Below are 10437 nucleotides of genomic sequence, written 5' to 3'. Positions count from 1 at the left end.
CCTGAACCCCTTAAAACCCTTAACACTCTAAAACCCATAAAACCTTAATCACTTAATCACTTAAACACCTAACCCCCTTTCTTCCCCCCTCCCCCCCTCCAATTCTCCGAACCCACTCCCCCCCACCCCCCTCATACGCCGTGACAAAATCCTTTTGGCGGAAGGGGACCTCGTCCTCCTTCATCATGCGGAGGCGGGACCAGCCGCCGATTCTGCGGACGGCGGTCTGGATGCCGTCGTCGTCGAAGGGCATGGATGCGGCCTCGGCGCTCTTTCCGGCCTTGACCAGGGCGTAGACCGTCTCCCACGCCGCCAGGGCCCGGTCAGTCTGGTTTCCATCCACCGCCGCGATGATCTCCGCCAGCTTGGGGAAGAAGCGCTGTGTGCGCAACAGATGCCGCAGGGCCGCCTCCACCGCGGCGATGGGGTAGCGCCGCAGCTCGGCCCACCAGATCTCCATCTGCTGGGACGACATCTCCCGGTCATGCTCCACGGCCAGGGTGGTCACGGCCGCATGGAACCGGTCGAAATCCGCCGGGCTCATCGCTCGGCTCCCTGTTCGCCGCCCCCGCCGAAGAGCTTCTGCGCCACCCGCATGCCCGCCAGGGCGGTCTGATACCCGGCCCGGCTTACGGCTTTGCCGTCCGGCAGGGTTACCACCCCAGCCTTCCGCCCGGCCCCGGGACGGGACACGGGTCCCCGTTTCGGGCTTCGGGTGAGCCAGAAGTTCACGTGGCGGCCGAACCCGACCCGGCTCTTGCGGCGATCGGGGTTGGCGATGTTCCAGTCCCGGAGGCGGGAAAGCTCCCAAGCCACGTTAGTCTCGGGAAAGCGGGCCTGGAGATCCGCCATCCCTGCCCGGGTGATGCCGGCAAACCCGTCCCCGGCCCGGAGCGGGACGGTAAGGATCACGTCGTCCCCGGGATCGAAGGCGTCAGGGCGGAGCCCAAAGAGAATTCTTCCCTTCTGATCCTTCTTCTCATTCTGGTTATTCTTGTTAGTTGCGCCTGCTTTGTGGCAGGTTTGCGGCAGGTTTGCGCCTGCTTTGCGGGAAGCTTTGCGCACGGCAGGGGAAGGCCCCTGATAAGTCTCCCATTTTAAAATGGTAATCCGCCGTCCGCAGCGTGTGCTTTCGCTTGCGGCAAATCCGAGTTTTTCAAATTTTCGGAGCGCGGAACGAACATTGTGCAGACTGATGCCGCGGCCGGCCCGCTCCTGGATCGCGGAAAGGGAGGTCACGAACTGCCCCGGCATGACGTCGAACTCTTCTCCCGCCCATTCCCACTCCCCAGTCTCGTGGTTCGCCATCAACAGGAGCGTCATCAGAACGGTTTTGTGCTCCGGCGTGGAATTCTTCCAGATGGGTTTGTCCAACAGCTTCCGATACACCTTGATCCAGCTTTCGTTTCTCACAGGATGCCTCCTTCGGGGCCGGCGTGCCCCGGTCATAGGGGTTGCGGGCCCAGGGCCCGGGGAAAAGGGTCGGGGAACTTTCCGACCCTGACGTACGGTCGACAGGGATTTCAATAGCATAAAGGTGGGGGGGTGGTGCGAAAGGGGGGAAAGGGGGCCCTTCAGGTTGGTGGTGGATAGGGTTTTAGGGTTTTAGGGTTTTAGAGTTTTAGGGTTTCAGGGTTTTAAGGTTTTAGAGTTTGTTGGAATTTTTGGGCTTGGGTGCGGAGGTTTTGGGGCCAGTTTTCGGCCAGGGGGTCGGCGATGGCGATTTCGCCCTGGACGGCGTTTGCGATGACCCGGGCGCTTTTGGTGGAAAACTGGGGCTGGACGAAGATGACCTTGACGCCGGCGGTTCTGGCGGTTGCGATCAGGTCCATCACCTGGGCCGGCTTGGGCGCCTTCCCCTCCAGTTCGATGGCGATCTGCCGGAGGCCGTAAGCAGCCGCAAAATATCCCCACGAGGGATGAAACACCATAAAGGCTTCCCCTTGCCGATCCTTGAAAACGGTGAGGAGCTCCTGATGGAGGGCCTCTATCTCTTCCAGGAAGGCCCGGTAATTCGCGGCATAGACCGATGCGTTCCCGGGGTCCGCGGTCGAGAGGGCCTCGAGAATGTGGCGGGCCTGGATCTTGACCAGCGGCGGCGATAGCCAGACATGGGGGTCGAGGGACGTGCCGGTCTCGTGTTGGTGGGGGTCGGTTTCAGGCGCCCGGTCCGAGCCATGGACCTCGGGATGGCGCCCCCTGGCGTCCGGCGTCTTGCCGTGATCCCCTTCGTGATGATGGGCCGCCATGGGGATTTTTTGGATGCCGGCGTCGGTGTGGACGATCCGCATGCCGGGGTTGGCGGCGGCGATCCTGTCGAGCCACGCCCTTTCGAAGGGTACGCCCACGGCAAAATAGATGCGTGCCTGGGAAAGGGCCGCCATCTGACGCGGTTTGGGCTCGTAGGTGGCCGGGCCGGCACCGGGCGGGACCATGACGTGGACGTCGACAAGATCTCCGCCGATCCGCTCCACGAAATATTTCTGGGGCAGGATGCTGACAAAAACGGGGGTTTCGGATCCGGCCGGGAAAGCGGTCGACACCGATCCGACGACGGCCATGAAAACCATGAAGACAGCGCGATGCAACATGAAGACACACCTCTCGAGATGAGTGCTCGACTTTCGATTTTCATAGGCCGGTGCCGGGAGGATACGGCCCGCGCCCCACGCGGTTTCGTTCACCATCATGAAAGTCGAGAGTTGAAATGCGTATAAAAACGGACGCCCCTGCCCGGGACAAACCCACGCGAGAGCGTATCCTGAAACCACACATTATCCGATACCCCAATTCAGGGATTCCCGTCAAGACGCCGCCGGGATCCTCCGCCTTTTCATCGCCTTTTGAAGAAAACGAGTTCCCAGAACCCGCCGCACACATCGTGGCGGAGGATATAGAGGGCGTCGTCATCGCCGGTCACCTTGAAATAGCGATGGTCCGGCCCCATCCAGCGATCCTGGATGTTCCGGACGATTACGGCATGGTCGCCGATGCGAAACCATCGGGGCGTCTCTTCGCCCCGGTACCCCGCATAGCAGTGGACCTCGATCCGCTTCAGATGATCGGTGTTCGGCATGTCGGTCCTTTCCCAAAGGCCTGGAAGAAAGCCGTGAGGAGCGTCAATGGGTCTTGACGGAGATCCCGACGCCCAGCCGGGCCTCCGCTTCGGCCTGCCATCGGCGGGCCTTGCGGGATCCGTACTGGGTGATGTGGCTGTTGAAAAACGCCGCCAGACGATCCCCCACGGCACGGCGCTCGGCTCCGGAGAGGCATTTCCGGGGGTCCACGCGCCCGGGGCCGGCGCTTTTTCGGGCGGCCAGGCATCGGTACAGGAAGATGCGGTCGTATTCACTCCGCAGCCGGAGGCGCCCGATCTCGTTGAGGGCCGCCAGAAGGGTGGCCTCGGAGAAGGGAAACCGCCGGACCATCTCCGTCAGCTCGGCGCCGAAGACCCAGTTGGCCTCCCGATAGCGAAAGTCGCCGCCGAAGATCCCCGCGGCCTCGCTCCCGACGATGAAGACCATGTCGTGGAGCAACCCCAGGGCATACCGGTTGGCGACATGGGACGATAGCTTTTTCGCGCCGGACTTGGCCAGCTCCCCCAGGGCCCATGTCACGCCCAGGGTGACAGGGTTCCCGCCCAGGCCGTAGCGCCCCAGGTAGTAGACCGGCCGAAAAAAATGCCAGTAGGGGTTGGCGGCCTTGTAGGCCCCGTAGATCCTGAGCCCTGTCTGGACGCTGTCGTGAATGTTCCGGATATTGTAGCTCTTGATATCGAGGGGAAGCTGTTCCAACACCACCAGCATCTGGAGGGCGATGCGGTTGACGGCCCTCAAGAGCAGCTCGATGTTGGTTTCGAGGAGGGGGTTTTCGGAATCGGGTCGGTAGATCCGGGCCACCGACTCCATCAGGGCCGCCATGTCCAGGGTCAGGCGACCTTTTTCAAAGTGACCGTCCTTGATGTAGGCCTTGTTTTTGATGCCGTCGAAAAGCTGCTCGGTCCGTTCCCGAATCAGCGTCAGCACCGCCTGGTCTTTCTGCAGATGTTCCGACGACGTATCGTCCGGGGCCGCCGGCCGGCTTTCAACGGCGAGCCCCTCCGGGAACTCCATCCACTCGTGAAAGGTCATGAGTTTCTGGAAAAGGTCGGCCTCCCGCTGCCGGATCACCTGGGACCGGCGGTCCAGGTCCGCTTCCATGGCTTTTTTCGCACTCTCGAACCGGGATTTTTCGTCCATGAGTTCGAGGCGATCGTCAAGGGTACGGATCTCCTCCGCCGTCAGATCTCTTTTGAAGAAAAAGGCGCCTGCCAGGGCCGATACCCCGCCAAGCCAGAGGATCCACCGCAGGGGGCCCAGGGCCTCCGCCGCGTACCCGGCGACCCCCCAGATGATCAGCACCCCGACGACGACCGCTGCGACGGGATAGGCGTACCAACGGACACGTTTCACCGTAACGACACCATGGGGATTTTCAGAGCGGCATCAACTCCTGGCCATCATCCGCATCTCCGAACGGTATTCACGGTAATAGGACATGACCTTGTTGATGTAGCTGCGGGTTTCCTTGTAGGGCGGAACCCGTCCGTAATGCCTGACCCGTTCGATGCCGGCGTTGTATGCGGCAAGGGCCAGCCGGATATTGCCCTTGAATTGATCGAGGAGATGTCTGAAATACTTGGTTCCGCCGTGGATGTTGTGCTTGGGATTGAAGCTGTTTTTCACCCCCATGGCCCGGGCGGTTCCCGGCATCAGCTGCATCAGCCCGCGGGCGCCTCTCCTGGAAACGGCCCTGGGGTTGTAACTGGATTCCGCCTTGATGATCGCCTTGATCAACGCCGGGTGGACATCGTGGCGATGGGCCGCCTCCAGGATGATCTTGTCGTAGGCGTTTTCCGTCTTCCTGGCGATGGTGATGGATGCCGTGTTCGTGCCGGCATCGCGATGGTTCACGGTGGGATCGGCGGCGGAGAAGGGACGGCCTTTTGCACTGGGAATTTCAGTGAAGAAACATGCCGTTGCGATGCAGAAGATCAGCAGCCATAATTTTTTCGGGGGTGAATGTGAAATACCTCCTGTATCGGACGCTGAAGGTTCAGGTGATGATGTCATAAGGTTCCTCCTTGCCATCGGTTGCTTTGCCGTGCAGCGTGGTTGCCTCCCGAAAACAATGCGGCCTTCCGAATATGGGCGGCGGCATTCGAAGCGGGAGTCATCCCGGCAAAACCCCGTGACGGTAGTGAGTTGCCGATTTTCCGTCGTACATCCGGGGCGGGAAAACGGTTTCAGGATGCTCTGTTTCCGGCGCCCCGCAAAAATCTGGGTCCTCTCAAATTAAAAAAAAATTTCAATCGACTTTCGGTGTTCGGAAGGTTGAAGACGCCCATTCGGTCTTCTCCGGCTTTCCGCCGCCGTTATGAAAGTCGAATCGAGAATTTCAATAATTCTTCAACTTTTGGTGCTCGGCAGCCATACCCTGCCGACGCGGCTTCCCGAAGAGCGTCTCAAAAATAAATAGTTGAATAAAGCCTTTTAAAAAAAGTATAGATTTTTATCCTGTTAAGGCCGATAAATCAAGAAATTTAATCCTCATGAATTCTAATTAGTTATGGGGTATTAGATGAATCATAAGAAAAATCTGTGAAAAATTACCCGTTTTTCTACGTCCTTTTGGTGAAAAATGCATTGTTCAGAACCATACCATATGTAATAGATGATAATTTTTGCAGATCCTCTGTAACGATCCGCCTCCGTTATTTTCAAAAACCCTTCCCTGCCTGAAGCGGCACCACATTGACAAGGGGTCCGGCATCGCATATAGTCCCTCACCTTCATGCAGGGCCCGGGGAGACACCCTTGCCGGGCCGGCCGAACGAACGGCGCCGGTGCGCCGGACCGGTTCCCGAACCTGAGTCCGGAAAACCCCTAGAGAGGTTTCAATGATCCGAATCGAAAGCCTGAGAAAAGACTACAAAAACGTTCAGGCGCTGAAGGGGGTCACCCTCCATGTTCCCGAGGGCGAACTCTTCGCCTATCTGGGGCCCAACGGCGCGGGAAAAACCACCACCATCCGGATTCTGACGGGACTCACCCGGCTCACCGGAGGGGCGGCCTTCCTGAACGGGTTCCACATCGAAAAAGAGACCCTCGCCGCTAAGAGACAGTTCGGGCTCGTTCCCCAGTCGGCCAACCTGGACCAGGAACTCACGGTATTCGAGAACCTCGACGTTCACGGCCGGCTGTTTCACATGCCCCGCGAGGAGCGGCGGCGTAAAATCGACGAACTCCTGGGGTACATCGATCTCCTGGATCGGAAACGGACCCCGGCCAAACAGCTCTCCGGCGGAATGAAGCGCCGGATCATGATCGCCCGGGCCCTGGTGCACTCGCCGCGGATTTTGTTCCTCGACGAGCCCACGGTGGGCCTCGACGCGGGCATTCGCCGACGGATCTGGGCGCTGATCAAAAAAATTCAACAGGGGGGCACCACGATCTTCCTCACGACCCATTATATCGAGGAGGCCGAGTTCCTCGCGGATCGCGTGGCGTTTCTGGACGAGGGCGCCATTGTAGCCGTCGACACGCCCCCGCGGCTCATCTCGCGGATCGGGGTCTGGGCCGTCGACCGCGTGCGGGAGGGAGAGATGGAAACGCGTTATTTCAACACCCGGGAGGCGGCCAAAAACCATGTCGCCCATCAGGAAGACAGCTTCAGTCTGCGGCGGGTCAACCTGGAGGATGCCTTTCTGGCGTTGACGGGGAAAAAAGTCAAATGATCCGGGGATGGCATGCGGTCTACTACCGGGAGCTTCTGATCCTGAAGCGACGCCTGTGGCGAATGCTCGCCTCCATGTCGGTGTCGCCCCTGCTCTACCTGATCGCCTTCGGGTATGCCATGGGGGGGCACATCCACGTGGAAGGCCGGGCCTACACTGAATTTCTGATCCCCGGCCTGGTGGCCATGAGCAGCATGACCCAGGCCTTCGGCATCGCCAGCGAGATCAATATCGCCCGGTTCTACTGGCATATTTTCGAGGAATTCCAGGCCGCTCCCATCAGCAACATGGCCTACGTGACCGGAGAGGTGCTGGCGGGGATGACCCGGGCCCTCATGGCCGTATGCGTCATCCTCGTTCTGGGGGCGTTCTTCGGGGTTTTCCTCTCCTACACCCCCCTGTTCTGGGCCGCCGTCCTCCTGAACAGCTTCGTCTTCGCCTCCCTGGCCGTCGCCTTGGCGATGCTGGTCAAGTCCCATGCGGATCAGGCCATGATCAACAGCTTCGTCATCATTCCCATGGCTTTTCTGGGGGGCACCTTCTTCCCGGTGGAGCGTCTGCCGATGTGGGCGCAGAAGCTCCTGGCCTTCCTGCCCCTTACCCACGCCGCCAGATCCATCCGGGCCTCCGCCTTCGGCCATACGCCGTCACCGGTCGGCTACGGCATTCTCCTCGGCCTGGGGGTGATCTTTTTCTTCGCGGCCTTCCGGTGCGTCAACAAGGCGAGGGATTGACGGCGGGCGCAGCCGCCGGGGCCGATACCGCGAATCGAGGACGACGATTTTCCCCCGGTCGGTCTCGCAGCGGATCAGGCGCCCGATGCCCTGCTTCATTTTGATGTTCGTGTCGTAGCGATATCTCTCCCAGAAGTCCCTGGCGGGCAGGAGATGCTTTCGGGCCGTCTGGATGGGGTCGTTGGGCGGGGGATAGGGAATGCGGGTGATGATCACCTGGGTGAGGGTGTCGCCTTTGAAGTCGACCCCGTACCAGAAGGTGTCGACCCCCAGAAGCACGCTCTCCCTGACGGCCCGGAATTCGTCGCAGAGGTCCGCGGTGGGCTCGCCGGGCCGCTGGACCAGCAGCGGGTACGGTAGCGCCTCCAACGCCCCGCCGATGTTGTCGAGGATCTGCTCGAGATCCCGGTAGCTCGAAAAAAGAACCAGGGTCCGGCCCTGGTTGGCCCGGATAAGCTCCGGCAGGGCGTTCGAGACCGCCGCCACCCAGGCGGCCTTGTTGTCGTATTTTCCACTGGCGGCGCCGGGCGGGACGATGATCTCCGCGGCATCCCCGGGAAATGGGGAGGGAATCCGTTCAAAGCGGAACGCCCTGGGGGCGGCGGCTTCCTCGATGGTCGGCGACGGGGCCATGCCGGTGATATCCCTGAAGCTCTCGAAGCGATCCCGATGGCAGAGAGTGGCCGCCGTGTAGACGATGCATCGCTTCCTGCCGTAAATCTGACGGCGGATCAGGTCCCCCACCGCCACCGGGTGGGCCGCAACGAACCAGTGCTTCCGGAAGATCCGATAGACCGTGACCGTATTTTCCGAGACGACGGCCTCCCGAATTCCCTTCAGGGTTCCCGCACACTCTTCCAGCAGCTCGAGATGGATCGCCATGTGTCGCCGGGTCTTTCGGTCCAGGTTCGCCGCGTCGAAAAGCGTGTCGTCCTTCACCCAGACAAAACCGCGGACAACGGTTTCCACGGCGGCGTGAAGGGTCTCCATGCGGCACCTCAGCCCGTCGTCCGCAAAGATCGGATGATCGTGGTGGAGGGTGTGAACAGCGCCCCGGGCAGCGGCGGAATCGATGGAAAGCAGGCCGTCCCTGAAATCCGCAAGGGCCTCCCGGAGGGATTGAAGGTCGGCCGTGATCCCCGCGGCGGCGGTGTTCGTCTCCGGCATCCCGTCCGGAAGCGATCGAAGGCGATGGGCCAGGCCGTCGGCCGCCGCCTTGATATCCCGGGAATGGATCGCCAGGGCAAAGGCATTCCGGACAGCCGGCTCGAAATGGTTGGCCTCGTCGATGATATAATTGTCGAAGCATCCCCCGAGAAGCGGATCCCGATCCAGGAGCGCCAGCTTGTGGTGGTTGGTGATGACGAGGTCGGCGGCCCCGGCCTGGGCCGTGACGACCTGGGCCGGACATCGAGTGTGGGACGGCGGGCATCCGCTGCCGGCGGAGACGTCCCTCAACATCCGGCCGAACCGTCCTCCGGCGTCGAGATAGCGTCGAATCCGCACCCCCACCGTGCCGATCTCGGCCTGCCTGAAGCGAAACGCGGTGACAAGGCAATAGAGCCAGGAGAGAAGGTCTTCGCCGGTGAGGGCCTCGTCGTACAGGTTGTCGAGTTTTTCGACGCAGACGTAACTGGTTTTCCCCTTGAGCAGGACGATACGGATGTCGGGATAGACCGGCAAAGTCTGACGGATGAAGGCGATCTCGTTGTGGAACAACTGCTCCTGGAGGCTCTTGGTGTAGGTGGAGACCACGATCCGCTCACCCGGGTTCAGCCTGAGATATTCCATGGCCGGCAGGAGATACCCGAGGGTTTTTCCGGTCCCGGTTCCGGCTTCGATGGTCAACACGGCGGCGTCGTTGAGGGCATCGGCCACATGGCCGGCAAATTGGACCTGTTCCCGACGGTATGTGAACCCCGGCGCCGACGCCGAAATATCGCGGTACAGGTTCTCGAGATTTTCCCGTGAGATCCTGCCAAGGGGCCGTCGGGCCTTGGGCTTTTCCGCCGCTTTTTCGACGCGTTCCAGAAACCGTCGCCAGTCGGCGGTGTCGAACTCTTTCGAGGGGTTGACGCCTTCGCCGAAATAATCCTTAAAACGGCGATGAAGCCCTATCCAGGCGCTCCCGAAAAGGGTGCCGCTTCTGGCCATGAACCGGCGAAGCACCGGCGCGTAAGGCGTATGATCGTCGGCAAGGCAGGACCCGGATATGTGCCGCGCCAGATCGATGCAGAGGTCGAGGCCCTCCTCCGGGCTGAAGCCGACCGTGTCCCGCTCCCTTCCCGTCAGGTACTCCCACAGGCTCTTGAGGGTGTGGGACCGCAGCTCGGGTACGAAGAACTCGGCCGCAAAGCCGACGTCGACGAAACGCGCCGTACCTGAGAGGGCCGAGAGTTCATCGATGACGCCGTAGTCATCCAGGGCCATGAAGAAAGGGGTTCCGTCGAGGAATGCCTGAAGCTTTTCGGAGACCGCGCCGGCGGAAGGCGCCGCGGCCATCATTTCCCGGGAAACACCGGAAGCGTAGCGCTCACGGGCCGTCATGCGGGGGTAATCGATCAGGGACGTGAAGGTTTTCCGCCCGCCCCCCGGCTCCAGGACGGCCGCGGCAACGGCATAGATGCGCCGCCCGTCGACGGGCTGCCTGCCGGCGTGGACAAAGATGAAAGCCACATTCCTGATGATGTCGGTAAAAGAATTGAACACTGGCGAAACAGGGGCTAAGCATTGAAAGATAAGAAACCGGATGCCCATCAGCCTATCGAATGACGGAGGGTTTATCAGAGCCCGCCAAAATTGTCAATTTTTCCCTTGTCTTGCCGTTTTACCATTGTTAGCGTTTTCCCGGAAAAACACCGTTCTTGATCAATCCGTTGATTCGGTGTATAATAAAAATTATATTTGGAGGCTGAAGACTGAAGACTG

At 60.6% G+C, this 10437-nt stretch carries 9 protein-coding genes; 2 read left to right on the top strand and 7 right to left on the bottom strand.

The features are described from left to right. Positions 1 to 52: 52 nt before the first annotated feature. The 6 genes from AB7S84_RS09595 to AB7S84_RS09570 form a co-directional block, all read right to left on the bottom strand. Positions 53 to 544 (bottom strand): DUF6475 domain-containing protein, encoded by a 492-nt coding sequence (locus tag AB7S84_RS09595; protein WP_428154128.1) that lies wholly within the window; start codon positions 542 to 544, stop codon positions 53 to 55. Beyond that, positions 541 to 1413 carry a hypothetical protein gene (locus AB7S84_RS09590; RefSeq protein WP_428154126.1) on the bottom strand — a complete coding sequence of 291 codons (873 nt, stop codon included), beginning with the start codon at positions 1411 to 1413 and terminating at the stop codon, positions 541 to 543. The genes AB7S84_RS09595 and AB7S84_RS09590 overlap by 4 nt, the downstream gene beginning before the upstream one ends. A 224-nt stretch (positions 1414 to 1637) precedes the next feature. Next, positions 1638 to 2591: a metal ABC transporter solute-binding protein, Zn/Mn family gene (locus AB7S84_RS09585; RefSeq protein ID WP_428154124.1), complete on the bottom strand. Its 954-nt coding sequence runs from the start codon at positions 2589 to 2591 to the stop codon at positions 1638 to 1640. A 242-nt stretch (positions 2592 to 2833) separates the two neighbouring features. After that, positions 2834 to 3076 carry a hypothetical protein gene (locus AB7S84_RS09580; RefSeq protein WP_428154122.1) on the bottom strand — a complete coding sequence of 81 codons (243 nt, stop codon included), beginning with the start codon at positions 3074 to 3076 and terminating at the stop codon, positions 2834 to 2836. A gap of 43 nt (positions 3077 to 3119) precedes the next feature. Then, a complete protein-coding gene (locus tag AB7S84_RS09575; RefSeq protein WP_428154120.1) occupies positions 3120 to 4451 on the bottom strand; it encodes a hypothetical protein in 1332 nt (443 codons plus the stop codon). A 33-nt stretch (positions 4452 to 4484) separates the two neighbouring features. Continuing rightward, on the bottom strand, positions 4485 to 5111 hold the full coding sequence (locus AB7S84_RS09570; RefSeq protein ID WP_428154118.1) for a lytic transglycosylase domain-containing protein: 627 nt from the start codon (positions 5109 to 5111) through the stop codon (positions 4485 to 4487). 827 nt (positions 5112 to 5938) lie between these two features. On the opposite strand from AB7S84_RS09570, the gene AB7S84_RS09565 reads away from it, so the two are divergent. Then, positions 5939 to 6775, top strand: a complete 837-nt coding sequence (locus AB7S84_RS09565; protein ID WP_428154116.1) for an ABC transporter ATP-binding protein — start codon at positions 5939 to 5941, stop codon at positions 6773 to 6775. Beyond that, positions 6772 to 7509, top strand: coding sequence for an ABC transporter permease (locus AB7S84_RS09560; RefSeq protein ID WP_020878091.1), 738 nt, complete (start codon positions 6772 to 6774; stop codon positions 7507 to 7509). The genes AB7S84_RS09565 and AB7S84_RS09560 overlap by 4 nt, the downstream gene beginning before the upstream one ends. Here the strand turns inward: AB7S84_RS09560 and AB7S84_RS09555 are convergent. Then, entirely contained in the window at positions 7423 to 10185 is a 2763-nt protein-coding gene (locus AB7S84_RS09555) for an ATP-dependent DNA helicase (RefSeq protein WP_428154113.1), read from the bottom strand. The two genes, AB7S84_RS09560 and AB7S84_RS09555, sit on opposite strands and share 87 nt — an antisense overlap. Between the last annotated feature and the right edge of the window lie 252 nt (positions 10186 to 10437).

The sequence above is a fragment of the Desulfococcus sp. genome, from assembly GCF_050178255.1.
In the GTDB taxonomy this organism is placed as follows: domain Bacteria; phylum Desulfobacterota; class Desulfobacteria; order Desulfobacterales; family Desulfococcaceae; genus Desulfococcus; species Desulfococcus multivorans.
The sequence above is the reverse complement of the archived record's forward strand: the minus strand, read 5'-3'. Positions and strand labels throughout refer to the sequence as shown.

Excerpts from the sequence above, each read along its gene's own strand:
- AB7S84_RS09595 (WP_428154128.1), bottom strand. The coding sequence starts at position 544 with ATGAGCCCGGCGGATTTCGACCGGTTCCATGCGGCCGTGACCACCCTG.
- AB7S84_RS09585 (WP_428154124.1), bottom strand. The coding sequence starts at position 2,591 with ATGTTGCATCGCGCTGTCTTCATGGTTTTCATGGCCGTCGTCGGATCG.
- AB7S84_RS09580 (WP_428154122.1), bottom strand. The coding sequence starts at position 3,076 with ATGCCGAACACCGATCATCTGAAGCGGATCGAGGTCCACTGCTATGCG.
- AB7S84_RS09570 (WP_428154118.1), bottom strand. The coding sequence starts at position 5,111 with ATGACATCATCACCTGAACCTTCAGCGTCCGATACAGGAGGTATTTCA.
- AB7S84_RS09565 (WP_428154116.1), top strand. The coding sequence starts at position 5,939 with ATGATCCGAATCGAAAGCCTGAGAAAAGACTACAAAAACGTTCAGGCG.
- AB7S84_RS09560 (WP_020878091.1), top strand. The coding sequence starts at position 6,772 with ATGATCCGGGGATGGCATGCGGTCTACTACCGGGAGCTTCTGATCCTG.